The organism is Micromonospora sp. SL4-19 (genome assembly GCF_047921475.1).
GTDB lineage: Bacteria > Actinomycetota > Actinomycetes > Mycobacteriales > Micromonosporaceae > Micromonospora.
Genome location: NZ_JBLROB010000035.1, coordinates 1 through 25,073 on the forward strand (window position 1 = coordinate 1; position 25,073 = coordinate 25,073).

Consider the following 25,073-nt stretch of genomic DNA (forward strand, 5'->3'; position numbering starts at 1 on the left):
ATACTCCGACCCGATGAATCCGGCACCGCCGGTGACAAGGATCCTCACAGGTCGAGAAGTTTACGCGAATCAGCAGCACGGCCGGGGGACGGCGACCGGACCCCCAGGTTCCCGACGGTGCGGGTAGTCTCCGCAGGTGCGTGGAATCCTTCTCGCGGGTGGCACCGGCTCCCGGCTCTGGCCCATCACCCGGGCGGTGTCCAAGCAGCTCATGCCGGTGTTCGACAAGCCGATGGTCTACTACCCACTCTCCACGCTCGTCATGGCCGGGGTGCGGGAGATCCTGATAATCACCACGCCGGAGGATCAGGACCAGTTCCGGCGGCTGCTCGGTGACGGCAGCCAGTGGGGCCTGCGGTTGGAGTACGTCACGCAGGCCCGCCCGGAGGGCATCGCCCAGGCGTTCCTGCTGGGCGCGGACTTCATCGGCGATCAGTCGGTGGCGCTGATTCTCGGCGACAACATCTTCCACGGCGTCGGCCTCGGCCGGCAGCTCGCCGGCCACGGCGACCCGGCCGGCGGCCGGGTCTTCGCGTACCCGGTGGCCAACCCGGGCGAGTACGGGGTGGTCGACTTCGACGCGGCCGGGCGCGTGCTGTCGATCGAGGAGAAGCCGGCGCAGCCGAAGTCCCGCTACGCGGTCCCCGGCCTCTACTTCTACGACAACCGGGTGGTCGACATCGCCCGCAAGCTCACCCCCAGTGGCCGAGGCGAGTTGGAGATCACGGCGGTCAACGAGACCTACCGGGAGTGGGGAGAGCTCTCCGTGACGGTGCTGGACCGGGGCACCGCCTGGCTGGACACCGGCACCTTCACCTCGATGATGCAGGCCGCCGAATTCGTCCGGGTCATCGAGGAACGCCAGGGCATGAAGATCGGGTGCATTGAGGAGGTCGCCTGGCGGGCCGGCCTGATCGGCGACGAGCAGCTGCGGGCACTGGCCCAGCCGCTGTCCAAGAGCGGATACGGCACCTACCTGCTCAGCCTGCTCGCCGAGCAGCCGCACAGCGAGAAGGACCGATGCAGATCCGACCCCTGAGCATCGAGGGCGCCTGGGAGGTGACCCCGCAGCAGCACGGCGACAGCCGCGGCCTGTTCCTGGAGTGGTACCGCTTCGACCGGCTCGCCGAGGCGGTCGGACACCCGCTCCGGCTCGCCCAGGGAAACCTCTCCGTCTCCGCGCGGGGCGTGGTCCGCGGCATCCACTTCGCCGACGTCCCACCCGGCCAGGCCAAGTACGTGACCTGCGTACGCGGAGCCGTCCTCGACCTGGTGGTGGACGTCCGGGTCGGCTCGCCGACCTTCGGCCGGTGGGAGGCCGTCCGCCTCGACGAGATCGACCGCCGCGCCGTCTACCTCGGTGAGGGGCTGGGACACGGCTTCTGCGCCCTGACCGATGATGCCACCCTGAGCTACCTCTGCTCCGCCACCTACAACCCGGTCGGTGAGCACACCCTGCACCCCCTCGACCCGGAGTTGGCGATCGACTGGCCGGCCGAGACGCCGCTGCTGTCGGCCCGGGACGCGGCCGCGCCGAGCCTCGCCGCGGCGCGCGAGTCGGGACTGTTGCCGGACTATGCCCGCTGCAGCGCATTCACGGCCGGCCTGAGCTCGGGTGCGGAGTCCTCGTCTCCCGGGCGGTAGCCGCCCAACCCGACGGCCGGCGCACAGGTTCCAGGGCCTCGGGTAGGACCGAAGGGCGATTGCGGGTGGAGAATCGTTCCGGTAGAAAATGCCAGCGACGTGCAACTCGTCGTAGCTGCGCGCGTGCCGCACCGTTTGGGGGAGACGAGTGAAGGGCGTTTCGTTGGTCAACGCTGCTCAGTCGTCGGCGGACCCCGGCACCAAACCTCCCGCCCGGCACCGGGCGTCCGATCTGCTCCGGCTGCTCGTCGCGCCCGAACGTCTCTACATCGCCGCCCTCGGTCTGACCGGCCTGGCGGCGGTCGTGTCAGTGGCGCTGCCCGCGGCCGAGCGCGGCGAGCTCTCCGCCAACATGGTGAGCGCGACGCTGGGCGCGGCGGTCGGCGGGCTGTCGCTGGACACCTTCCTGCTGTCCCGCCCCGGCGGTTGGGTCTTCTCCCGGGGTCGGGCATGGGTCCTCGCGATCCTCGGGATCTCGGTTCTCCTCTCCGGCGTCGCCGCCGCACTCTTCACCGCTGCGGCCGGAGTCGGCAGTTACCTGGTCGGCGTCGGTTCCGCCGCGGGTCTGACCGTCTTCAACACGGTCTCGTCATTCGCGTTGCGCCGGAAGAGCTTCCGGACCGTCTATGCGATGCGGGCGGCGAGCGGGGCGGTCCTGGTCGGCGGTTACGCCGCCCTCTATGCAGCCGGGCAGTTCGACGGCGGTCTGTGGAGCCTGGTCTGGCTCGCGGTGCAGTGGCTCAGCGCGCTGGCCGTGTGTGGCCTGGTGCTGCGAATGGTGTCGCGGCTCGGGTCCGCCCCGGCGTCCACCGCCACCGGGCCGGACTACCGCGCCGACATGCTCGCGATCGGGAACCTGCACGTCGGCATCTTCGCGCAGATGATGACGCTCCGGTTCAACCAGATCCTGGTGGCCCGGTTCGTCGGTGCCGGCCCGCTCGGCGTCTACGCCCTGGCGGTCGCGGCGTTGGAGTTCGCGCAGGCCGGTGCCGTGGTGCGCGCGCAGCGGATCCTCGCCGATCGCGACAGCAAGGAAGGCCCGGACCCGACGAAGGCCGTGGTCATCGCGGCCCTGCCGATCGCCCTGGCCGCCGTGGTCGGGCTCGCCGTGCTGGGCTTTCTGCAGCCGGAGTACCGGCACGCGTGGATCCTCGGTCTCTTCCTCCTGCCCGGCTCGCTGGCCACCGCGGCCGGCAAGAGCTGGAGCGCGCAGCTGTTGAAGAGGCGGGGCGAGAAGGCGACCACCGTGGTCGCCATCGTCACGGCGGCGGTCGCGATTCCCGCGTACTTCGGGATCATTCCCTGGGCGGGTGTGATCGGGGCGGCGGTCGCCTCCACGCTCGCCTACGCCGTGCACGCCTTCGCGTCGAGAGCGAGCCTGCGACGGGCGCAGCCACCGAATCATGGGACGGTTTGACATGGATGTCTCGATTGTGGTCCTCGCCTGGGAGGACTTTGAGCGGACCCGCGCATGCGTCCTGTCGCTGCCACGCGAGGCAGAGATCGTTGTGGTGGACAACGGCAGCTCGGAGCACATCCGGCAGGCGTTGAGCGAGTTCTGCGCCCAGCAGGGCGTCACGTACGTCCAATCCGGCTCGAATCTGGGGTACGCCAAGGGGATGAACCTCGGCGTGCGCCACACGAGCCGGGCGAATGTCGTCCTCTCCAACAACGACATCATCGTCCACGGCGATGCCGTGGCACGTCTGCTGGCCGCCCTCGAGGATCCCGCGGTGGGTGCGGCCTTCCCCGCTGTGGTGACTCCGGAGGGCGTGCCGCAGACGGAGGGCGGGCGGTTCCTGACCATGGGGGTCGGGCTAGCCCACGCCACCGGGCTGAGCCTGGTGGTGCCGCGCCTGCGGATCGTCGCACCGCCGCAAGAGGCGGACTGGCTGACCGGGCCCTTCGTCGCCCTGCGCCGAAGCACGTTCGACGCCGTCGGCGGGGTCGACGAGACGTCCTTCTTCTACTCGGAGGACATGCGGCTGTGCTGGGCCGTACGCCAGCAGGGCTTGCGGCTGGCGTACCTGCCGGAAGCCGTGATCATGCACGAGGACGACGCGACGGCCAAACGCCGCTGGTCCGAGGAGGAGATCTCCCAACGGCGTACCCGCGAGTTCATCCGGGCGAGCCGGGACATGGGCGGCCGGCGCGGCCGCGTCGCCGCGACGGCGTACGTCTGCGGGGTGCTGCTCCGGGCGGCGGTGGGCGGAAACTCCGTTCGCCGCGCGATCGCGCGCGGCGCCGTCGAGGGACTGCGTGCCTCGTGAAGGTGATGTTCGTCTGCACCACGGGTGGCTCCGGACGGCGGCAACTCGGTGGTGCGGAACGCATCCTGACGGAGCTCATCCCGGCCCACGCCCGGATGGGCGTCGAGGTCATCGCCGCCACCTCTGACGATGAGGTGGGCAGGGCCCTGCGCGAGGCCGCGGTGCCCTGGATCGGGCTCAGCGCGACCAGTCGGATCGACCTGGCCTACGCGCGGGAGATCCGTCGCCTCGTCCGCGAGGTGAAGCCGGACGTGGTCTGCGCTCACCTGCTGTCGGCGGCGATGCACTCGCGGGCCGCGCTGAGCATGGACCGGACCCCGCTCGTGGTCACGTTGCACAACAGCCTCTGGCAGTACCGTGACACCGCCGAATCGCTCCAGCAGAAGGCCGCCATTCAATCCAACATCACGCTGGACCTGGCAATGCGCCGTCTCCGGCCGCACGCGACGGTCGCGGTGTCCGAGTTCGAGGCCGCCGAACTGCGCGACCGCGGCCGCGTCAGGAACATCCACCTGATCCCGAACCCGCTGCCGGCCACCTGGCCCAGGCCGAAATTCGCGGGTTCGGGGGCACCCGACCGGCGGCCGGTGGTCGGGTACCTCGGCCGGCTGGAGAAGGAGAAGGGGGCGGATCTGCTGCCCGAGATCGCCTCGTGCCTGCCGGACGTGGCCTTCAAGGTCGCCGGTGCTGGCTCGCTGCCGATCGACGCCCGGCCGAACCTCGAACTCGTCGGCCGGGTCGCCGCGGCGGAGTTCCTCCAGCAGATCGACTGCCTCCTGGTGCCGTCCCGCGTCGAGTCGTTCGGGCTCAGCGCGCTCGAGGCGCTCTCCCTCGGCGTACCCGTGGTGCACACCGGAGCCGGCGGCCTGGCCGAGGTCACCCGGCACGCCACCGGCACCTTGGCGTTCCGGGCGGACCTCACGCCCACCGCGCTGGCCGGGGCCGTCCGGGAGGCGGTCGGCCGCGTCGGGTCCACAGTCGAGCGGACGCGGATGGCCGACTGGTACGCCGAGGAGTACGCCTTCGACCGGTGCGTCACGCGATGGCAGAGCCTGTACCGGTCGCTGCTGTGACCATCAGGTCTTTTCCTGGGCGGACGCACGTCACCTGATCAGCCAACGGATTGAAAGTGGTGCCCAGTGGCGCAAGAGCTGACGATCGTCACGGTGCTCTACCGGTCCAGCGAGATGCTCGCCGAGACGCTCCCGACATGGGTACGCAGTGCCGGCGGGCTCCCGGTGCGGTTCATCTTCGCCGACAACTGGCCGCAGGACGGGTCCGCGAAGGTCATCGCCGGCTTCCTGGACGACGACCGGTACGACTACCTGCCCGACTCGGCGAACCCGGGCTTCGCGGCGGGCTGCAACCGGGCGGTCGCGGCCGCGACGACGAGCCATGTCCTGCTGCTGAATCCGGATGTCTGGCTGCCCGACGACGCGCTGGCCCGAATCTGCGGCGCGGTCGCGGAGGACCCCGGCACACCCGTCGCGGTCGGCCTGGCCATGCACGGTGGCGAGTACGTGGGCATCGACCTGAACCCGGTCTCGCTCTTCATCGACCGGTCGGCGGCGGTGTCGCGAGCACCGCTCGGTCCGTCGGGCGGCGCGGCGGTCTTCCCGACCGAGTTGTTCCGCCGGTTCGGGGGGTTCTACGAGCACCTGTTCGCCTGGGGTGAGGACGCCGACCTCGCCTTCCGGCTCTACGCCTCGGGCCTGCGTACCCGCGGGCTGGATCTCGTGCTGCCGCATGCTGGCGGCCACAGCGTGGAGGGCGACAACAAGCTCCAGGGATTCCGGGCCTTCCTTCTGGCCCGCAATCGGCTCCTGGTGGCGGCTCGGGCCTTCACCTGGCCGCTGCTGCTCGTCGTGCTGCCGATCCTCGCGTTGGCGCACGTCGCGCTGGCCGCCCGACGGGTGCGTCAGGGCCTGCTGCGACCGTTCCTGCGCGGAGTGGGACGCGGCCTGCTGGAGGGGCCCGCCGCCCGCCGGCAGTGGAAGGGCAAGCGGTTCGGCTTCGCATCCCTGCTCAGCTACCTGACAGTTCGGAGAGCGTGATGACGGGACACCGGTGGAGTGTCGTAACGGTCACCTACAACTCGGCGGACACCCTCCGTCGGTGCTGGCGCGGCGAGACCAGGCCGTACGAGTGGATCGTCGTGGACAACTGCTCGGTCGACGACTCGGTCGAGGTCGCGGAGGGGCTGGGCGCCCGGGTCATCCGGCTGCCGGAGAACGTCGGCTTCTCCCGGGCCAACAACGTCGGGATACGCCAGGCGGCGGGTGAGTACGTCCTGTTCGCCAACCCGGACCTCGAGGTCCGTCCGGACGGCCTCGACGTGCTCCAGCGCCACCTCGACGCGCACGGCGGCCTGGTCGCTCCCCAACTCCTCTCGTCAGAGGGAGTGCCCCAGGCGAACGGTCGGGGATTCCCCTACGCCACCGCCAAGCTGGGCAACCGCAAGGTCTGGCCGTTGTCACGGCTGCACGGGTCGTACCGAGTGGTGGCGAATCCGGGTGAGGCCTACTACGTTGCCTGGGTCATGGGCGCGGCGGTCGCCGCACGCACCAGGGATGTCATCGAGCTGGGTGGGTGGAACGAGCGGTTCTTCCTCTACTACGAGGACCACGAGCTCGGGTTGCGCGCGTGGCGGCACGGCCTTCCCGTCGCGGTGCTCGGCGACGTCCGATGGACCCACCACTGGGCCCGCGCGACGAACTCCTTCCGGTGGTCCAAGGCGCACACGCTGGAGTTGCAGAGCGCCAGGGCCTTCTTCGGCATGTTTCCCGAGTTCCTGATCGGGCTGCCGCCGGCCTCCCGACGACACCGCCACGCCGCGCGCCTGATCGGATCTCGGGTGTCCGCGCACCCGGGTAGGGACGAGGCAGTGCCCACACCAGCCCCGCCGGCGGCCCTCTAGTGGACCGGCCAGCCAGCAGACAGATAGGCGGTCTTCCTTGCTCTCTCTCCTACAGGGCGCGGTTCGGAGAACAACGTCGTCCGAGCCGATAGCCACGGCCTACAACGGGCGCGCAAACAGTTTCGGGGCCCTCCGGCTCGTATTCGCGCTCGCCGTGGTGCTGTCCCACACGGCCGCACTCGGCTTCGGGCGTCCGCTCATGCAGCGCGTCGACCTGGGCGCCCTGGCAGTGGCCGGCTTCTTCACGATTTCCGGGTTCCTCATCGTCCGTTCCGCCCGGCGCAGCTCGACACCCCGCTTCCTGTGGCATCGGGCCCTGCGGATCTGGCCCGGCCTGTGGGTCTGCCTCCTGTTCACGGGGCTGGTTGTCGCACCCCTGCTCTACCTCCAGCGGCACGGCACGCTCGACGGACTGTGGCGAAGCCCGGGGGGCGTGCTCGACTACCTGCGGCAGAACTGGTGGGGTGGCCTCCGGCAGCTCGGCATCGCCGACCTGCTGCAGGGCGATACGCCGTACTGGCGATGGCAGGGCGGGACCACGCTGAACGGGTCACTGTGGACTCTCGCCTACGAGATCTACTGCTACCTGTTGGTAGCCGTCCTGGCTGCTCTCACCATCCTGCGCCGGCAGCTCCGCTGGATTCCACTGCTGGCCGCGACCGCGGTGTTCGGGGTTCTCTGCTGGAACTACTTCGAGTACGGCGCCGGTAGGCAGGGGATCTGGTCGACGGGCGCGATCGGTCCGCTGCCGCTGTTGGGCGCGCTGCAAGAGAACTATCTCCTCTGGTACGGCTTCATGTTCCTGGTCGGCGGGGTCGCCGAGCTCTACAGCGACCGTTTGCCGATCAACGACCTACTCGGTGTGCTCGCACTCATGGTCGCCGGCTGGTTCACCGTCAGTGGGAGTTTCTTCGGCCCGGGGCTGCTCGCCTACGCGTATGTCATCCTCTGGCTCGCGGTGCGGCTGCCGAAGGCGCTGCATCGGGTCGGCAACAAGAACGACTACTCGTACGGGGTGTACATCTACTCATTCGTGGTGCAACAGGTCATGGCCAAAGCCGGCGTGCAGGCGATCGGCGTCGTCGGCTTCTTCCTGGCCAGCGCTCTGCTCAGCGTCGGACTCGCGATGCTCTCCTGGCACCTGGTCGAGAAGCCGGCGCTGCGGTTCAAGCACTGGACGCCAGCCGCGCTGCGCGAGCGACCCGATGATCCGGCATCGCGAAGTGGTGGTGGCCCGACCGAGGACGTATCCGACGTGGGCGCCGCCGTGCCCCCAGGTCGCATCCGAGCACCGAAAATCGGCGCGGATCCGGCTGTCGCACCAACTGCTGGTTGACGCCCACACCGCTTCTCGCTCTTGCGGCGATGCCTTCAGGCTCGGTCTGAGTCTGCCGCCAGGACTGCCTTGTCCTCTCGGGCGCCGGCTGCGGTCCGGGGGCGCCGTGGACCGGGTGCCGGTCGTGGCCGCACCGACCAGGACGGGTTGTCGGCGGCGCCGAGCGCAACCGCCAGGAGCAACACGGCGACCGCCCCCAGCCACAGCCATACGTCGAAGAAGAAGATCTGAGCCGCGATGCTCACCACGAGGAGTCGGGCTGGCAGCGACCGAAGGCGCCAGTACAGAACCGCCAGGAGCGCCAGCAGGCAGGCCAGCCCGATCAAACCGAAGTTGTACCAGAACGTCAGGTAGGTGTTGTCGAAAACCTGTGCCTCTCCGTCGCCGATACTGACGTGCTCCAGGTAGCGCACGTTCGATTCAGGCCCGTTGCCGAAGATGACCGTGGACCAGTCTTGCGTGATGCCGTCCCAGACGACGCGGATCCGGGTGAAGCGGGCGTCTGCGCTGGCCGTGTCGGAGATCCGTGACCCCGGCACATCGACGGAGCCGATCTCATTCAGGGTGGGGACGGCGTCGCCCGGGACGGGAGCACCCGAGCTCGGGACAGGAGCGGCGGAGGGCGGCGCGGGATCGGCGGAACCCGGCGGGGCGGGATCGGCGGAACCCGGCGCAGGATCGGCGGAACCCGGCGGGGCGGGATCAGCGGAAGGCGGCGCAGGATCGGCGGAGCCCGGCGCGGGATCGGCCACATTCGGGGTGGGGCCGGCCCCGGTCGGCGCAGCGACCTCGACCGGCGCCGACGCGGGAGCGGCAGGTATGAGGATCGACGGGTTGACCGCCACGACCGCGAAGGCGACCGCGCCGATGGCGATCGCGCTGCCTACGCCGCGCCAGGAGACCTTCCGCCACTGGAACCACAGCCAGCACCCGAGGGCGAGAACCATGCCGACCCAGGCGCTCCGCGTGCCCGAGAGCACCAGTCCCACGATGTTGGCGGTGAAGGGGACATACCAGTAGCGACCCCGAAGGGTCAGCGCGACAAGCGCCATCGCCATGGCGAAGGTGCCGTAGATGATGGGATGCCCCGAGACACCCACTGCTCGGGTCGCGTCGAATGCGGAGGTGTAGGTCCAGTCGTACGCGAGTTGATCGAAGATCGGCCAGGTGTGGGACAGGGTCTGATACTTGGCGAAACCGGCAACGGCGACGCCCAACCAGGTAAAGGCCTCGGCGATCCGAACGATCTGTCGTCGATCGCGGCGCGCTTCCTCGACAAGGTGCCAACCCAGCACGCCGAAACACAACAGGGGCGCAACACCGACGACCACCGGCTTGGCCCCGTGCCAGTGGACAACCCCGGCGAGCACCGCGCACGCGGGAAGCAGGAGCGCCGCTCCGATCAACTTCGGCTGCCACCCGTCGCGTTCGGCGCGAAGCACGCGCCCCCAGACGGCGAGGATGAAGAGGATCAGCAGCAGTGTGTACGAGGGGTTGGTCGGGTAGTCGAAGTCGATGGTCACCGGGATCACGAAGGCGATGGCGAAGATGGCCCAGGTGATCCGAACCGATTCCATGAGCACCCAACCGAGCAGGGCGCCGACGCCGACGGCGACCGCGAACTCCCACCTGCCCGCCAGCAGGAATCCGGCCGCCAGCACGACAAGACCAGCGCTGAGGTAGCGCGCCCCGCGCGACCCGACCTTGATCTTGTCAATCAACACTCGCACCGTGCGATCGTACGTAGCGCCGGGCATCTGTGGGCGACCGGTCTCCACGCCGGAAGCGGCGTGCTCGCAAGGGCGGGACGGCAATCCGCGCCGGGGGCCGCGCGGCTACTTCGGACTCCTGTAGGTTCCACCTAACCCGTGCGTCAGGGACGCCCGGCCGGACGGCAGTCGGATAGGGATCTGCGTGGTTGCACAGCTCGAACCAGCGGACGTTGGCAGAACCGACACAGCAGTGGTCGCCGCGACGCGGCCTCGCCCGATCGTGCTGGACGCCATCGTCATCGCCGTTCTGCTGGAGCTCATCCCGGTCGTCCACGATGTCAAGACCATGCTGACGGCGCCGTACTGGGTCGACGAGGCGTGGGTGGCCCTCTCGGTGCGTTTCCCGCTCGGCGATCTGCCGTTGACCACGTCGTCGAGCCCGCTCGGATGGAGCTTCCTGCTACGGCTGGTTCCTGACAGCGACTACCTGCGGGTGGTTCCGCTCGCGTTCCACGGGCTCGCGGTCGTGGCGGCGTACGCGTTCGGCCGGTCGCTGAAGTGGCCAACACCGGGCCGGGGCCTCGTGGCGGGCGTCGCCTGCGCGGCGGCGGTCCTGCTCCTGCCTGCCCAACAGGTCCGCCATGACCTCAAGCAGTACACCGCGGACGCCGCCGTCACGGTGGGTCTGCTCGTCCTGCTCTCGTGGACCGAACAGACATGGTCCCGTCGGCGGCTCGGGGTGATGACGGCCGCGGTCGCCGTGGGAATACTCGTCAGCCACCTGACCGCGATGGTCGCCCCGTGCGTGTTCGGCGCGTTGGTGCTGACGACCGCGATCCGGCGGCAGTGGCGCCGGCTCGTCGAGGTGGCCCTGGCCGCGCTCAACTCCGGGCTGATCATCGCGGCCGTCTATTTCGGTATCTCCGTGCACGGCCGGAACGAGGCGATGCAGCAGTACTGGGTCGCCAACTTTCCCCGACTGACCGAGCTGCCGGGCTACCTGTCGCGGCAGATAAACACTCTGGCGCCGTTGGTCGGCGCGCCCGCGCTGGTCGTTGCCGGCCTGCTCGTCGCCGGCACGCTGACCCTCATCAAGCAGGATCGCCTCGCCTGCGCGATCGCGGTGATCCTGCTGCCAGTGGCGGCGACGACGCTGGGGGTCGCGAGGATCTATCCACTGTTGGAACTCCGTACGTCACACTTCCTGCTCGTGACGGCGGCGGCGGTGGCCGGCATCGGGGTCGCCGGCCTGGCGAACCTGGCGGCCGAGCACGCCCGCCGGGAGTTCTCCCGTGCGCGGCCCACCATCGTGACCGCGGCTCTCTGCGCGATCCTGCTCGGGGTGTACGCGGTCAACAACGGCCGCTGGTACCGGTTCGACGGAAACGAGCCAGGGCTCTACTACACCGCGATCTCCGTGACGGATGTCCGGTCAGCGACCGAGTACGTGGCCGCGCACCGCTCGACGAATGACGTCGTCGTCGTGAACCGCATGGCCTGGTACGGCTTCGCCTTCTACTCGAAGCACGACGCGATCGAACTGGTCGCGCCGTACGGCAACACGGTGGGTTGGTGGGTCGGGATGCCCCACCGGCCAGACGTCGTGGTCGCCGGCCAGGATGCGGCAGCCATCCGCGCCGACCTTCGACAGGCGCTGGAGCTGGCGGGCCGGCGCGGCGGCAACGCGCGCGTCTGGCTGATCCGCACGCATGTCGTCGGCGACGAACTGGACGCCTGGCGGCGGGTGCTTGCCGACTTCCGGGTCGAACAGGTCACTGACGGAGTGGAGCCGGTCGTCCTGATCAGCAAGGGATGACCGAGGCCACCCACCCCGCCCTGCGGCCACCAGGCCCACGGTCCACCATCAACTGCCTCGGCGCCACAGGTCCCGCAGGGCGTCCCAGTTGCCGGCGACGCCTTCCTCACAGAGCGTCTCGATGTAGAAGGCGCCGTCGATGTCGTCCCGGTTCCACCAGACGCCGCAGATCGGCCGGCCATCCTCGCCCTTGAAGGCGTACTCGACGTAGCTGCCGGTCGCGCCGGTCACGCCGCCGGTCGTCCGGGTCGCCTCGCGCAGCCCCGGTGCCATCGCGCCGCCGGCGAGGTTCAGCTTCTCGCGGAAGTCGCGCGCCGTGTCCTTCTGCTTCGTTTCGGGGTAGAGCACGAAGTGCAGCCAGGCACCGCTGTACTGGCAGAACATGTGCTGCTTCTCGTCGGCCGGCAGCTTCGGGGCGCCGGCCTCGTTGTAGGTCACGCAGCCACCGATCCTGGTCAGCCAGGGCTCGGCCAGGGGCGCCAGAGCGCCCTCGAACTTGGACTTGTTGATGGTGTACTGCGTCGCCTCGTACGGCGGGAGGGTGGGGCTGGCCGATGGCGAGGGCTTGGCCCCCTTGTCACCGCCCCCGCCGAGGAAGAACCCGGCGGTGCCGGCGACCAGGGTGAGCACCAGCGCAACGGCGACCGAGACCCAGTCGCGCCGCTTCGACTGCGGCCGCGACGGCTCGATCCGCCGAGTCTCGGCCGAGGCGAGCGGATCCGGAGTGGCGGGCGCCGCCGGAGTGGCGGACGCCGTCGGAGCAGCGGGCATCGCCGGGGCAGCGGGCGGTGACACCGGCACGCCGGAGATCGGCTGCGCGGCCATCGCCCACGGCTGCGAAGCCCAGGGCGGCTGGGGCGGGCCCGAGATGGGCTGAGGCAGGACGGAGACCGGCGGTGGCGGCGGGAGCATCTCGGCGGTCGGTGTGGGCTGGTATTCCATCCCGAGGCTCTCGAACAGCCGCGCGGCTGCTCCCTCCTCTTCGGACAGGTAAGCGACCCAGGGTTGGGCGGCGGTGAAGTCGGAATTGACGTAGCGGTGACCGCCGGGTGCCTGCGCCAACACGTTCGCCGCGTTGGTGAACGCCTCCCGCCACCGCTCGTCGGCGGCCGCGGCGCCCTCGAGAACGGCCACGGTCACCGGCCGATCCTGCCCGTCGAGAGCCGCCCAGGCTCTGCCGACCTGGCATTCACCCAGCGTCTCGGTGAACCTGTACGGACCGTCCGGCTGCATGTCCCACTCCTCTGCTCACCCGCCGTGCGGATAGTACAGAGAGCACGCCCAGCTATCCGGCCGCCGGCCGGGCCGACAGGCCGATGTGGAGCCGGCGTGCGCGAAGCTGCGCCGCAGTTCAGGGTGGTGCGATCCACGGCGGGGCCGGGCAGGACGTTGGCCGCGATGGCGTCAGTCACCCGACACCCGGCCAGAACCGTCCGACCGCCTGTCACTTCTGACCGGCCGGCGGCACCGGGACACCGATCGGCCCACCCGCCGGCGGCACGCACCACCTTGCGTGCTGAAAGTTTTTATGCATAGAGTCATGTCATGAATGAAAGCGGTGCGGCACCCACCGACCGCCTGCTCGACCTGTTCCACGGCGTACGGCTCACCCCGACCCAGCGCCGGATCGCGCACTGCCTGGTGCAGCACGCGGGCGCGGCGGCGTACCTGTCCGCGGCGGAGGTCGCCGAGCTGGCGGGGGTGAGCCAGCCGTCGGTGACCCGGTTCGCGATGGCGCTCGGGCACGACGGCTACCCCGCCCTGCGTCGCCGGCTGCGGGAACTGACCGCCACCGGCGCCGCCGACGCGGCCGACGGCGGCAACGCCCTCCAGCGGGCGGTCCATGCCGAAATGGGCAACCTCGACCGGCTCGCCACCCAGCTCGCCGACGCCGACCGGATCACCGAGGTGGGGAAGCTGCTCGCGACCAGCCGCCCGCTGCCGGTGCTCGGGCTGCGCGCCGCCGCGCCGCTGGCCGCGTACTTCGCGTACTTCGCGGCGAAGGTGCACCCGGACGTGCGGGTGCTCGACGACGGCGGCAGCCTGCTGGCCGACCGGCTCGACCAGGCCGTCGCCGCCGGGGCGACCGCGTTGCTCGCCTTCGTACTGCCCCGCTACCCCCGGGAGACCCTGGACGCGCTGCGTGAGGCCCGGGACGCCGGGCTGACGGTGGTGGCGATCACCGACTCCCCGGTGAGCCCGGCCACCGACCACGCCGAGGTGGTGCTCCCCGCCGCCGTCGGCACCGACCTGGTCTTCGACCTGCACACCGCCCCGATGACCCTGGCCATGGTGGTGCTCCAGGCGATCTGCGACGCCACCCCGGCCGAGACCCAGGCCCGGCTCGAGGCGTTCGAGTCGTCCGCCGCCCGCCGCCAGTTGTTCCTCAGCTGAGAGGAGTACGAGATGCACCAGACCGTCCGCGCCGCCCGCGGCACGACACGCACCGCGAAGGGGTGGCCGCAGGAGGCCGCGCTGCGGATGCTGATGAACAACCTCGACCCGGAGGTGGCCGAGCGCCCCGAGGACCTGGTGGTCTACGGCGGCACCGGCAAGGCCGCCCGGGACTGGCCGTCGTACCACGCCCTGGTGCGGACGCTGACCGAGCTGCGCGACGACGAGACGATGCTGGTGCAGTCCGGCCGCCCGGTCGGTGTCATGCGCACCCACGAGTGGGCGCCCCGGGTGCTGCTGGCCAACTCCAACCTGGTCGGCGACTGGGCCACCTGGCCGGAGTTCCGCCGCCTGGAGCAGCTCGGCCTGACCATGTACGGGCAGATGACCGCCGGCTCCTGGATCTACATCGGCACCCAGGGCATCCTCCAGGGCACGTACGAGACGTTCGCCGCCGTCGCGGCCAAGCGGTTCGGCGGCTCGCTGGCCGGCACGCTCACGCTGACCGGCGGCTGCGGCGGGATGGGCGGGGCCCAGCCGCTGGCGGTCACCATGAACGGCGGCACCTGCCTGATCGTGGATGTGGACCGCAGCCGCCTGGAGCGCCGGGCGCACGACCGCTACCTCGACGAGATCGCCGACTCGCTGGACGACGCGGTCGAGCGGGTGCTCGCCGCGAAGCGGGACCGGCGCGCGCTGAGCGTCGGCGTGGTCGGCAACGCCGCGACGGTCTTCCCGGAGCTGCTGCGCCGGGGCGTCGCCATCGACATCGTCACCGACCAGACCAGCGCGCACGACCCGCTGTCGTACGTGCCCGAGGGGGTGGAGCTGGCCGACGCCCGGGACTACGCGGCGGCGAAGCCGGCCGAGTTCACCGACCGGGCCCGGGTCTCGATGGCGAAGCACGTCGAGGCGATGGTGGGCTTCCTCGACGCCGGGGCGGAGGTCTTCGACTACGGCAACTCGATCCGCGGCGAGGCGAAGCTCGGCGGCTACGAGCGCGCGTTCGACTTTCCCGGCTTCGTGCCGGCGTACATCCGGCCGCTGTTCTGTGAGGGCAAGGGCCCGTTCCGCTGGGCGGCGCTCTCCGGCGACCCGGCCGACATCGCCGCCACCGACCGGGCCATCCTCGACCTCTTCCCGGAGAACGAGTCCCTGGCCCGGTGGATCCGGATGGCCGGCGAGCGGGTCGCCTTCCAGGGCCTGCCGGCGCGGATCTGCTGGCTCGGCTACGGCGAGCGGGACAAGGCCGGGGTCCGGTTCAACGAGATGGTCGCCTCCGGCGAACTGAGCGCGCCGGTGGTGATCGGCCGGGACCACCTGGACTGCGGCAGCGTGGCCAGCCCGTACCGGGAGACCGAGGCGATGGCCGACGGCTCCGACGCGATCGCCGACTGGCCGCTGCTGAACGCGCTGGTCAACACGGCCAGCGGCGCGTCCTGGGTGTCGATCCACCACGGTGGCGGGGTGGGCATCGGCCGGTCGATCCACGCCGGGCAGGTCTGCGTCGCCGACGGCAGCGCCCTCGCGGGGCAGAAGATCGAGCGGGTGCTCACCAACGACCCGGCGATGGGCGTCATCCGGCACGTCGACGCCGGCTACGACGACGCCCGCGAGGTCGCCGAGCGCACCGGCGTCCGCGTCCCGATGGCCGAGGCGTGAGGAAGGGCCCCTTGTCAACGCATTCGGTGGCGGAAGGGACCCTTCCCAAGAGGTTCCGGGAGCTGTGGAACGAGCTGGCGCCGGTCGGGCGGGACGCGGGCAGCGGCGGCTACCTGCGGTACGCGCTGACCGAGCCGGAACTCACGCTGCGCGCCTGGTTCCGCGAGCAGGCCGACCGGCGCGGCATGCCGGTGGCCGAGGACGGCAACGGCAACCTGTTCGCCTGGTGGGGTGATCCGGAGGCGGGCCACGCGGTGCTGACCGGCAGCCACTTCGACTCGGTGCCGCACGGCGGGGCGTACGACGGACCGCTCGGCATCGTCAGCGCGTTCCTCGCGGTGGACGAGCTGCGGGCCGCCGGCCTCGCCCCGGTCCGGCCGGTGGCGGTGGCCGCGTTCGTGGAGGAGGAGGGCGGCCGGTTCGGCGTACCCTGCCTGGGGTCGCGGCTGCTCACCGGGGAGATCGCGGTGGAGCGCGCGGCCGGGCTGCGCGACGCGGCCGGGGTGAGCTTCGCCGAGGCGCTGGGTGAGCGGCCGGCGGGCGCCGACCCGGCGCTGCTCGGCCGCTTCGCGGCCTTCGTGGAGCTGCACGTGGAGCAGGGCCGCGCGCTGGTCGACCACGGTGCGCCGGTCGCGGTGGCGAGCGCGATCTGGCCGCACGGCCGCTGGCGCTTCGACTTCCAGGGCGAGGGCAACCACGCGGGTACGACCCGGATGGCCGACCGCCGCGACCCGATGCTCACGTACGCGTTCACGGTGCTCGCGGCGAACAAGGAGGCCCGGCTGCGCGACGCGCACGCCACCGTGGGCCGGGTTTCGGTGGAGCCGAACGCCACGAACGCGATCCCGTCGCGGGTGACGGGCTGGCTGGACGCCCGGGCGGCCGAGCCGGAGACGCTGCACGGGCTGGTCGAGGCGGTGCGGGCCAAGGCCGGCGAGCGGGCGAAGCGGGACGGCACCGACCTGACCTGCACCGAGGAGTCGGCCACCCCGCTGGTGGCGTTCGACGGCGGGCTGGCCGACCGGCTGGCCCGGCTGCTGGACGCGCCGGTGCTGCCCACCGGAGCGGGGCACGACGCGGGGGTGCTCGCCGCACACCTGCCCACCGCGATGCTCTTCGTCCGCAACCCGAGCGGGGTGTCGCACTCCCCCGCCGAGTCCGCCACCGACGCCGACTGCGCCGCCGGGGTGGCCGCCCTGGCCCGGGTGCTCGAGGAGCTGACATGCCGCTGAACCGCTGGCTGGCCGAGTACGCCTGGCTGCCCGACCACGCCGAACCCACCGCCGACGTGCTGATCGAGGCCGAGGAGGGCCGGATCACGGCGGTCACGCCGCTGGTCGGCGGGGGTACGCCGACCGCCGGTGTGGAGGTGCTGCGCGACGCGGTACGGCTGCCCGGGCTCACCCTGCCCGGCCTGGCCAACGCCCACTCGCACGCCTTCCACCGGGCGCTGCGCGGGCGTACCCACGGCGGGCGGGGGGACTTCTGGAGCTGGCGGGACGTGATGTACGACGTGGCCGCCCGGCTCGACCCGGACTCGTACCTGGCTCTTGCCCGGGCCGCGTACGCGGAGATGGCGCTCGCCGGGATCACCTGCGTCGGCGAGTTCCACTACCTGCACCACGGCCCGGACGGCACCGCGTACGCCGACCCGAACGCGATGTCCGCGGCGCTGGTGGAGGCGGCCGCGCACGCCGGGATCCGGATCACGCTGCTGGACACCGCGTACCTGACCGCCGGCGTGGACGGCGCGCCGCTGGCCGGGCCGCAGCGGCGGTTCGGCGACGGGGACGCGCTGCGCTGGGCCGAGCGGGTCAGCGGCTTCACCCCGGAGAACGACCACGCGCGAGTCGGTGCGGCGATCCACTCGGTCCGAGCGGTGCCGGCGGAACAGCTCGCCACGGTGGCCGGCTGGGCGGACCGCGGCGGGGTGCCGCTGCACGTGCACCTGTCCGAGCAGCCGGCCGAGAACGACGCCTGCCGGGCCGTGCACGGTTGCACCCCGACCCGGCTGCTGGCCGATCACGGCGTGCTCGGCGCGCACACCACCGCGGTGCACGCCACCCACCCGACCAGCGCCGACATCACGCTGCTCGGGGACAACCGGACCGGGGTCTGCCTCTGCCCCACCACGGAGCGGGACCTGGCCGACGGGATCGGACCGGCCCACCGGATGGCCCAGGCGGGCAGCCCGCTCAGCCTCGGCAGCGACAGCCACGCGGTGGTCGACCTCTTCGAGGAGGCCCGCGCGGTGGAGCTGGACGAGCGGCTGCGCACCCGCAAGCGGGGGCACTTCACCGCAGCCGAGCTGGTCACCGCCGCCACGGTCGCCGGGCACGCCGCGCTGGGCTGGGGGGATGCCGGCCGACTGTCGGTCGGCGACCGGGCCGACCTGGTCACGGTACGGCTGGACAGCGCCCGGACTGCGGGGGTGCCGCCGGTAGGGGCGTTCTTCGCGGCCGGTGCCGCCGACGTCACCCACGTGGTGGTCGACGGGCGTCAGGTGGTCGCCGACGGCCGCCACCTGACCGTCGACGTGCCGGCCGAGCTGCACGCCGCGATCTCGGAGGTGACCTCATGACCAGCTTCCCGGTCCGTCCGGACGGCCCGACGCGGCGGACCATGCGCAGCACCGGCAGCCTGCTGGTGGACAACATCGGGGAGCTGGTCACCAACTCCCCCGGCGGCGCCGGCGGGCCGCTAGGCCTACGCCGCAACGTCGCGCTGCTGGTCGAGGACGGCCTCGTCGCCTGGATCGGGCCGGCCCGGGACGCCCCGGCCGCCGATCGGCGGATCGACGCCGCGGGGGCGGCGGTGCTGCCCGGCTTCGTGGACAGCCACGCCCACCTGGTGTTCGCCGGCGACCGGGCCGCCGAGTTCGCCGCCCGGATGGCCGGCGAGCCGTACACCGGGGGCGGCATCCGCACCACCGTCGGCGCCACCCGCGCCGCCTCCGACGACGAGCTGCGGGCCACCGTCCGCCGGCTGCGCGCCGAGGCGATGCGGCAGGGCACCACCACCATCGAGATCAAGAGCGGGTACGGGCTCACCGTCGCCGACGAAGCCCGCTCGCTGCGGATCGCCGCCGAGTTCAGCGAGGACACCACCTTCCTCGGCGCGCACGTCGTCCCCGCCGAGTACGCCGCCCGCCCCGACGACTACGTGGGCATGGTGTGCGGGCCGATGCTGGCCGCCGCCGCCCCGTACGCCCGCTGGATCGACGTGTTCTGCGAGCGGGGCGCCTTCGACGTGGACCACGCGCGGGCGATCCTCGCCTGCGGGCAGGCGGTCGGGCTGGGCGTGCGGGTGCACGCCAACCAGCTCGGCCCCGGACCCGGGGTGCAGCTCGGGGTGGAGCTCGGTGCGGCCAGCGTCGACCACTGCACCCATCTGTCCGACGCCGACGTCGACGCGCTCGCCGCGCACCGGATCGACTGCATGTGCGCCGAGGGCGGGCACACCAACACCGTCGCCACCCTGCTGCCCGGGGCGGAATTCTCCACCCGGTCGCCGTACCCGGACGCCCGACGGCTGCTCGACGCGGGGGTGACCGTGGCGCTGGCCACCGACTGCAACCCCGGGTCGTCGTACACGTCGTCGATGCCGTTCTGCATCGCCCTCGCCGTACGCGAGATGCGGATGACCCCGGCGGAGGCGGTGTGGGCCGCGACCGCCGGCGGGGCGGCGGCGCTGCGCCGCAGCGACGTCGGTCGACTGCGCCCGGGCGCCCGGGCCGACCTCATGATCCTCGACGCCCCTTCCCACCTGCACCTGGCCTACCGGCCCGGTGTTCCCTTGATCCGCCAGGTTCTGCACAACGGAGCGCCGCAATGACCGTCACCATCCAGCCCACCGGGATCTCCCCCACCGACGTGCTCACCGTGGCCCGCGGCACCGCCAAGGTCGTCCTCGACCCCGCCGCCGTGGACGCGATGGCGACCAGCCGGTCCATCGTGGACGGCATCGAGGCGGCCGGCCGGCCCGTCTACGGCGTCTCCACCGGCTTCGGGGCACTGGCCAACACCTTCGTGGCGCCGGAGCGGCGCGCCGAACTCCAGCACGCGCTGATCCGCTCGCACGCCGCCGGGGTGGGCGCGCCGATGCCCCGCGAGGTGGTCCGCGCGATGATGCTGCTGCGGGTCCGCTCGCTCGCCCTCGGCCGCTCCGGGGTCCGGCCGCTGGTCGCCGAGGCCCTGGTCGACCTGCTCAACCACGAGGTCACCCCCTGGGTGCCGGAGCACGGCTCGCTCGGCGCCTCCGGTGACCTGGCGCCGCTGGCGCACTGCGCGCTGGTGCTGCTCGGCGAGGGCTGGGTGCTCGGCCCGGCCGGGGAACGCATCCCCGGCGGCGAGGCGCTGCGCCGGGTCGGCCTGCAGCCGATCGAGCTGGCCGCCAAGGAGGGGCTGGCGCTGATCAACGGCACCGACGGCATGCTCGGCATGCTGCTGATGGCCATCCGCGACGCCCGGCACCTGTTCGCCATGGCGGACGTCACCGCCGCCCTGGCGATCGAGGCGATGCTCGGCTCGGAGCGGCCGTTCCTGCCCGAGCTGCACGCCATCCGGCCGCACCCGGGGCAGGCCGTCTCGGCGGCGAACATCCACAAGCTGCTCCAGGCCTCGGCGGTGATGGACTCGCACCGCGACGACCTCTCCCACGCGGTGCAGGACGCGTACTCGATGCGCTGTGCGCCGCAGGTGGCCGGCGCCGCCCGGGACACCCTCGACTTCGTCGAGACCGTGGCTGGGCGGGAGCTGCTGTCCGTGGTGGACAACCCGGTGGTGCTGCCGGACGGGCGGGTCGAGTCGACCGGAAACTTCCACGGCGCGCCGCTCGGCTTCGCCGCCGACTACCTGGCCATCGCCGCCGCTGAGGTGGGTGCCATCGCCGAGCGTCGGGTCGACCGGCTGCTCGACGTCACCCGGTCCCGGGACCTGCCCGCGTTCCTCTCCCCCGACGCCGGGGTCAACTCCGGGCTGATGATCGCCCAGTACACGGCGGCCGGGATCGTCGCCGAGAACCGGCGGCTGGCCGCTCCCGCCTCGGTCGACTCGCTGCCCACCAGCGGCATGCAGGAGGACCACGTCTCGATGGGCTGGGCGGCGACCAAGAAGCTGCGCACCGTGCTGGACAACCTGACCAGCCTGCTCGCGGTGGAGCTGCTGGCCGCCGTACGCGGGCTCCAGCTCCGTGCCCCGCTGACCCCGTCGCCGGCCGGCCGGGCCGCGCTGGCCGCCCTCGGTGACGTGGTGGGCGAGCCGGGGCCGGACGTGTTCCTCGCCCCGCTGATGGAGGCCGCCTGTGAGGTGGTGCGCGGCCCCGAGCTGCGCGCGGCGATCGAGCGGGAGGTCGGCCCGCTCGGCTGAGAGCTCACCGGCAGGGAGGATCACCACGTACGGGTGCCGGGGGCGGTGGACGCCCCCGGCCCCGCACTGTCAGTGGATGCGACGGCGGCCGTAGGCGCCGGCGGCGATCACGACGCCGATCGCGGCGAAGCCGACCTGGATGAACAGCTCGATCCAATCGATGCCCGCGGTCTCGGCCACGCCGAGGACGCTGGCGACGGCCGTGCCGAGGATCGCGGCGACCACGCCGATGACCAGCGTGAGCCAGATCGGGATGGCCTGCCTACCCGGTACGACCAGGCGGCCCAGCGCACCGATGATCAGGCCGATGACGATCGCGCTGAAGATGCCGGTGACTTCCACGAGAGCCGTCCTTCCAAGGGGTGTCGTCCAGCCCGATCATCGCCCTTCCCCGCAAGTGGCCACGCGGGTAGTGGCTCAGCCCTCTTCGTCGCCTCCGTCGTCGTCGCCGAACGAGTCGAAGACCTCCTCGGCGATCATGCCGCCGGCGAAGCCGAGCGCCGCACCACCGAGCGCACCGGCGGCGACAGCACCCATGCCGGGCCCGCGCCGCTCGTGGTGGTCGCCGTAGTGGCCGCCGTGGTGTCCGTAGGCGGGCTGGCCGTAGCCGTGGCTGGCGGGCATGCTCTGGTACTGGTTGAGGGCCTGGCGGATCCAGGCGTCGACCTGGGCGGTCCAGTCCACCCGGTCGGCGTCGGCGTGGGTGGCGTGGTAGCGGCCGTAGGAGTCGTGGCCGCCGGTGAAGAGGCCACCGCGCTTGTCGAACTCCAGCACGACATCCACCCCGTGCTCGTTGGCCACGAAGGTGAGCTCGACCTCGTTGATGCCGTGGGCGTACTGCGGCGCCGGGAAGTACTCGATCTCCTGGTAGAACGGCAGGCTCTGGTGCAGGCCGGCGACGTGTCCACGCTCCAGGTCGGCGCCCTTGAACTGGAAGCCGAGCCGACCGAAGGCGTCCAGGATGCGCTCCTGGACCGGCAGCGGGTGCACGTGCACGGCGTCGAGGTCGCCCTTGTCCACCGCGCCCCGGATGGCGACCTCGGTGCGCAGGCCCATCGTCATGCCGTGCAGGTGCTGCCCGTACACGCTGGTCACCGGGGTCTCCCACGGCACCGCGATCTGCACCGGCAGCGAGAGGTGCTGTCCTTCGCGCAGGTGCAGGCCGCCGGCGACGGGGACGCGGTGGAACTCGACGAACGCGTCGTACTCCTCCCCCGCGCCCGCCGTCTCCACCCGGGTGACGAGGCCGACGGTGATGTGGTCGATGTCCACATCATGGCTGCCGCCGACCAGGTTCACGTGGCCGCCCAGCGTCAACCCCGGCCGGGTGTTCGTATTGGAAAGGACCGTGTCGACGCTGGGCCCGCCCACCCCGAACGCGCCCAGCATCTTCTTGAACACCACGAACGTCTCCCTCGACGACAATCGGACGTGCGCCGCCAGCGGCATGGGACTCCAGTCGAAACCCCTGCCCAGTAAGGCGATCGACGGCGTCCATAATGGATGCCGTTGGGCGGGAAACCTACCCACCCAACCTGAAAAGTAGCTGAATGCGTTCGCTCAGTTACTTTCTGCCGTACTCGCGCCCGCTACCGGGCGTTGCCGGCTGCGGTTTCAGCGTCGCTTACCGCGTAGCCAGGTCATCCCGACCAGCCCCACGACGAGCAGACCCAGTCCGAGGGCCCCGACGGCCGCCACGAGGGAGCGGAGTTCCGTGACGTTGTCGCGGCGTTGGTTCGGTTGGTTCGTGGCGTGGGCGGCCGGAGCGGAGACGCTCTGGCGGGGGGTCGGCGATGGCGGTGCCGCGACCGGATAGCGCAGGATCGTGGGCTTCGTGCCCGGCGGTTGATCGGCGGTTTCGGACACGGTGAGCAGGAAGCGGCCGTCGCGGCTGTAGGTGATCGACTCGCCCTGGGGTTCGTCGGGCAACGGAATCACCCGCGGCGCCCCCGTGGTGAGGGCGGCGACCACGTCGCCGCCGGTGACGTCGAACTCGAACGCGTCGGCGTAGGTGCGCAGTACCACCCGGCGTCCGTCCGGGGCGGTCGCACCGCCGGTGACCAGACCCCGCCCGACAAAGGAGAAGGGGTTGCTGGTCGTGGTGGCCGGCAGGCGCACCTCGCCCACCCGCGTCAGCGGGACCGTCGCCTGCGCCCGCAGCGAGGTGGACGGACTGTAGAGACCGGCAGCACCGCCCTGTTTGGTCACGATGACGGGCCGACCGTCACCGGTGATCAGCAACGCCTCGGCGTCATGCGGGCCGTCCGGATACGTCATGCGATACAGAACTGGGCGGTCCGCCCCTTTCGGCAGCTTCCACACCGCCACGGTCTGGCGGGAGCGGTCATTGTCCCCGATGTCAGCCACCCAGACCGTGCCGTCCGCACCGATGGCCAGGTCCTCGGTATCCCGTGGCCGGCTGGGATAGCGCACCGTCCGTACCACCGCGCAGTCGGCGTCCAGAAAGAAGATCCGTCGGCGCGGCTCCTCGTCGGCACTGTCGTTGACCACGACAAACCCGGCATCGGTGGCGACCATTCCGGATATCTCGTTCAGCCGGTCGTCCTGCACCCGGCACACGGGCGTACCGGGCTTGGGCGGGGTGGCGGCAGGCGGAGATCCCGCCGCCGAGGTCGGTGCCGAGAGGACCAGCAGGGTCACGGCTCCCGCGGCGCCGCACCAGCCTGGCCAACCCACGGCCCTCTCGAACACCCGCATCGTCTGTCTCCCCCGTTGCCGCCCGCGCGGGCATCCGTCCCCGTCCGCGTTCCCCTACTGTTTCGCACAACCGATCCCCGGGCCAGACCACGTCTGACCCGGGGATCGGTAGGGGCGTCACCCTGTCTCGGATGGTCCCGCCGGGCCCGCTGCGAACGACCCGGCGGGTGCAGCTCAGCTGGCGGCCTTCACGAACTCGGTCGTGTAGGTCCTGCCCAGATCGATCTGGTCAGCCTTCGCCCTTACCGCCTCGTTCGACGGCTTCAGGACATCGAGTACGGTCTGCGGGCCGTCGGCCGGCATCACGCCGTCGGCGGTGAACATGCTCTTGGAGTCGTTGATCGACTGCTCGTAGAGCTTCGGGTCGGAGCCGGCGTAGTCGGCCGGCATCTTCGCGGCGATCTCCGCGGCGCTGTGCGTGTCGATGAACTTCAGGGTCTTGACGAACGCGTTGACCATCTTCTGGATGGTCTGCTTGTGCGCGGAGACGTAGTCGCACGGCATGTAGAGGGAGGCACCGGGGTACAGGCCGCCGAGCGCCGCCCTGGTGCCCTCCTCCGTCCGCATCTCGATGAAGACCTTCGCCTTGCCGGAGCTGGTCAGCTTGGCGATCGTCGGGTCGGTGGTCATGCCGGCGTCGATGCCACCGTTGTCGATGGCGGCGATGAAGGTCGGACCGGCCCCGGCCTTGACCGTCGTGTACTTCGAGGGGTCGACGCCGCTGCGGACGGCCAGCGCCCGGGTGATCATGTCGGTGGAGGAGCCGGGGCTGGTGACACCGAGCTTCTTGCCCGCAAAGTCCTTCGGTGAGGTGACGGCACCGGCCTTGCCGGTCGCGACGACCTCGGCCTCGCCGGGCACGTCGGCGAACTGCACGACGCTCTCCACGCACTTGCCCTTGGCCTGCAGGTCGACGGTGTGGTCGTAGAAGCCCACGACGCCGTCGACCTGGCCGGCGAGCATGACGTTCTCCGCCTGGGCCCCGGACGGCTCGCTGAGCAGCTGCACGTCGACGCCGGCGTCCTTGAAGTAGCCGAGCTGCTCGGTGAGCTTCGCCGGCAGGTAGATGACCTTGTCCAGGCCGCCAACCATGATCTTGATCGTGGTCGGCTGCTCGCCACCGGCGCTGGCCGAGGGCGACTGGCCGCGACAGGCCGTCAGACCGAGCGCCAGGGCGGGGATCGCCAGCAGCGCAATTGACTTACGCATGTGCAACTCTCCTAGGGGTGATGGGGGGA

21 protein-coding genes are annotated in these 25,073 nt (G+C 71.4%); 15 read left to right on the forward strand and 6 right to left on the reverse strand.

Annotated elements, in window-relative coordinates; genetic code table 11:
* Nucleotides 1–136: 136 nt before the first annotated feature.
* The 8 genes from rfbA (at nt 137) to ACNAVT_RS27700 (ending at nt 8,167) form a co-directional block, all read left to right on the forward strand.
* A complete protein-coding gene (rfbA, locus tag ACNAVT_RS27665) occupies nt 137–1,039 on the forward strand; it encodes a glucose-1-phosphate thymidylyltransferase RfbA (RefSeq protein WP_416300423.1) in 903 nt (300 codons plus the stop codon).
* The gene (locus ACNAVT_RS27670) at nt 1,021–1,644 is read left to right on the forward strand and encodes a dTDP-4-dehydrorhamnose 3,5-epimerase family protein (protein WP_416300424.1); all 624 of its coding nucleotides are present in this window, start codon (nt 1,021–1,023) and stop codon (nt 1,642–1,644) included. Before rfbA ends, ACNAVT_RS27670 begins: the two co-directional genes overlap by 19 nt.
* Before the next feature lie 148 nt (nt 1,645–1,792).
* The gene (locus tag ACNAVT_RS27675; protein ID WP_416300425.1) at nt 1,793–3,061 is read left to right on the forward strand and encodes a hypothetical protein; all 1,269 of its coding nucleotides are present in this window, start codon (nt 1,793–1,795) and stop codon (nt 3,059–3,061) included.
* 1 nt (nt 3,062) lies between these two features.
* Complete coding sequence (locus ACNAVT_RS27680; protein WP_416300426.1) at nt 3,063–3,914, forward strand: glycosyltransferase; 852 nt, start codon at nt 3,063–3,065, stop codon at nt 3,912–3,914.
* A 5-nt stretch (nt 3,915–3,919) separates the two neighbouring features.
* Nucleotides 3,920–4,987, forward strand: a complete 1,068-nt coding sequence (locus ACNAVT_RS27685; protein ID WP_416300471.1) for a glycosyltransferase family 4 protein — start codon at nt 3,920–3,922, stop codon at nt 4,985–4,987.
* A gap of 66 nt (nt 4,988–5,053) precedes the next feature.
* Entirely contained in the window at nt 5,054–5,968 is a 915-nt protein-coding gene (locus tag ACNAVT_RS27690) for a glycosyltransferase family 2 protein (protein ID WP_416300427.1), read from the forward strand.
* Nucleotides 5,968–6,831 carry a glycosyltransferase family 2 protein gene (locus ACNAVT_RS27695; RefSeq protein WP_416300428.1) on the forward strand — a complete coding sequence of 288 codons (864 nt, stop codon included), beginning with the start codon at nt 5,968–5,970 and terminating at the stop codon, nt 6,829–6,831. Before ACNAVT_RS27690 ends, ACNAVT_RS27695 begins: the two co-directional genes overlap by 1 nt.
* 37 nt (nt 6,832–6,868) lie before the next feature.
* Nucleotides 6,869–8,167, forward strand: coding sequence for an acyltransferase family protein (locus ACNAVT_RS27700; RefSeq protein WP_416300429.1), 1,299 nt, complete (start codon nt 6,869–6,871; stop codon nt 8,165–8,167).
* A gap of 35 nt (nt 8,168–8,202) precedes the next feature.
* Here ACNAVT_RS27700 and ACNAVT_RS27705 read toward each other — a convergent pair whose 3' ends face one another.
* Nucleotides 8,203–9,897, reverse strand: a complete 1,695-nt coding sequence (locus ACNAVT_RS27705; RefSeq protein WP_416300430.1) for a hypothetical protein — start codon at nt 9,895–9,897, stop codon at nt 8,203–8,205.
* A gap of 232 nt (nt 9,898–10,129) precedes the next feature.
* Here ACNAVT_RS27705 and ACNAVT_RS27710 point away from each other — a divergent pair, with 232 nt between their 5' ends.
* Nucleotides 10,130–11,695, forward strand: a complete 1,566-nt coding sequence (locus ACNAVT_RS27710; protein WP_416300431.1) for a hypothetical protein — start codon at nt 10,130–10,132, stop codon at nt 11,693–11,695.
* Nucleotides 11,696–11,743: 48 nt separating this feature from the next.
* On the opposite strand, the gene ACNAVT_RS27715 is transcribed toward ACNAVT_RS27710, so the two are convergent.
* Nucleotides 11,744–12,835, reverse strand: a complete 1,092-nt coding sequence (locus tag ACNAVT_RS27715) for a hypothetical protein (RefSeq protein WP_416300433.1) — start codon at nt 12,833–12,835, stop codon at nt 11,744–11,746.
* A 405-nt stretch (nt 12,836–13,240) separates the two neighbouring features.
* Here ACNAVT_RS27715 and ACNAVT_RS27720 point away from each other — a divergent pair, with 405 nt between their 5' ends.
* From ACNAVT_RS27720 to hutH, 6 genes are read left to right on the forward strand one after another with little or no spacing between them, the layout of a single operon-like run.
* Nucleotides 13,241–14,089 (forward strand): MurR/RpiR family transcriptional regulator, encoded by an 849-nt coding sequence (locus ACNAVT_RS27720; protein WP_416300434.1) that lies wholly within the window; start codon nt 13,241–13,243, stop codon nt 14,087–14,089.
* Between the two features lie 12 nt (nt 14,090–14,101).
* Nucleotides 14,102–15,751, forward strand: coding sequence for a urocanate hydratase (gene hutU, locus ACNAVT_RS27725; protein WP_416300435.1), 1,650 nt, complete (start codon nt 14,102–14,104; stop codon nt 15,749–15,751).
* 11 nt (nt 15,752–15,762) lie between these two features.
* Entirely contained in the window at nt 15,763–16,983 is a 1,221-nt protein-coding gene (locus tag ACNAVT_RS27730; RefSeq protein WP_416300436.1) for an allantoate amidohydrolase, read from the forward strand.
* On the forward strand, nt 16,980–18,332 hold the full coding sequence (locus ACNAVT_RS27735) for a formimidoylglutamate deiminase (protein ID WP_416300473.1): 1,353 nt from the start codon (nt 16,980–16,982) through the stop codon (nt 18,330–18,332). Before ACNAVT_RS27730 ends, ACNAVT_RS27735 begins: the two co-directional genes overlap by 4 nt.
* A gap of 41 nt (nt 18,333–18,373) precedes the next feature.
* Nucleotides 18,374–19,585, forward strand: a complete 1,212-nt coding sequence (gene hutI, locus ACNAVT_RS27740; RefSeq protein ID WP_416300474.1) for an imidazolonepropionase — start codon at nt 18,374–18,376, stop codon at nt 19,583–19,585.
* Entirely contained in the window at nt 19,582–21,117 is a 1,536-nt protein-coding gene (gene hutH, locus ACNAVT_RS27745) for a histidine ammonia-lyase (protein WP_416300437.1), read from the forward strand. The genes hutI and hutH overlap by 4 nt, the downstream gene beginning before the upstream one ends.
* 69 nt (nt 21,118–21,186) lie before the next feature.
* Here hutH and ACNAVT_RS27750 read toward each other — a convergent pair whose 3' ends face one another.
* The 4 genes from ACNAVT_RS27750 to ACNAVT_RS27765 all read right to left on the reverse strand — a co-directional run bounded on the left by ACNAVT_RS27750 (nt 21,187) and on the right by ACNAVT_RS27765 (nt 25,044).
* The gene (locus tag ACNAVT_RS27750) at nt 21,187–21,459 is read right to left on the reverse strand and encodes a GlsB/YeaQ/YmgE family stress response membrane protein (RefSeq protein WP_416300438.1); all 273 of its coding nucleotides are present in this window, start codon (nt 21,457–21,459) and stop codon (nt 21,187–21,189) included.
* Nucleotides 21,460–21,534: 75 nt separating this feature from the next.
* Nucleotides 21,535–22,521 carry a sporulation protein gene (locus ACNAVT_RS27755; RefSeq protein WP_416300440.1) on the reverse strand — a complete coding sequence of 329 codons (987 nt, stop codon included), beginning with the start codon at nt 22,519–22,521 and terminating at the stop codon, nt 21,535–21,537.
* 210 nt (nt 22,522–22,731) lie between these two features.
* Nucleotides 22,732–23,835, reverse strand: a complete 1,104-nt coding sequence (locus ACNAVT_RS27760; protein ID WP_416300441.1) for a hypothetical protein — start codon at nt 23,833–23,835, stop codon at nt 22,732–22,734.
* Between the two features lie 174 nt (nt 23,836–24,009).
* On the reverse strand, nt 24,010–25,044 hold the full coding sequence (locus ACNAVT_RS27765; protein WP_416300443.1) for an ABC transporter substrate-binding protein: 1,035 nt from the start codon (nt 25,042–25,044) through the stop codon (nt 24,010–24,012).
* Between the last annotated feature and the right edge of the window lie 29 nt (nt 25,045–25,073).

Excerpts from the sequence above, each read along its gene's own strand:
- hutH (WP_416300437.1), top strand. The coding sequence starts at position 19,582 with ATGACCGTCACCATCCAGCCCACCGGGATCTCCCCCACCGACGTGCTC.
- hutI (WP_416300474.1), top strand. The coding sequence starts at position 18,374 with ATGCGCAGCACCGGCAGCCTGCTGGTGGACAACATCGGGGAGCTGGTC.
- ACNAVT_RS27720 (WP_416300434.1), top strand. The coding sequence starts at position 13,241 with ATGAATGAAAGCGGTGCGGCACCCACCGACCGCCTGCTCGACCTGTTC.
- ACNAVT_RS27670 (WP_416300424.1), top strand. The coding sequence starts at position 1,021 with ATGCAGATCCGACCCCTGAGCATCGAGGGCGCCTGGGAGGTGACCCCG.
- ACNAVT_RS27760 (WP_416300441.1), bottom strand. The coding sequence starts at position 23,835 with ATGCGGGTGTTCGAGAGGGCCGTGGGTTGGCCAGGCTGGTGCGGCGCC.
- hutU (WP_416300435.1), top strand. The coding sequence starts at position 14,102 with ATGCACCAGACCGTCCGCGCCGCCCGCGGCACGACACGCACCGCGAAG.
- ACNAVT_RS27685 (WP_416300471.1), top strand. The coding sequence starts at position 3,920 with ATGTTCGTCTGCACCACGGGTGGCTCCGGACGGCGGCAACTCGGTGGT.
- ACNAVT_RS27695 (WP_416300428.1), top strand. The coding sequence starts at position 5,968 with ATGACGGGACACCGGTGGAGTGTCGTAACGGTCACCTACAACTCGGCG.
- ACNAVT_RS27765 (WP_416300443.1), bottom strand. The coding sequence starts at position 25,044 with ATGCGTAAGTCAATTGCGCTGCTGGCGATCCCCGCCCTGGCGCTCGGT.
- ACNAVT_RS27680 (WP_416300426.1), top strand. The coding sequence starts at position 3,063 with ATGGATGTCTCGATTGTGGTCCTCGCCTGGGAGGACTTTGAGCGGACC.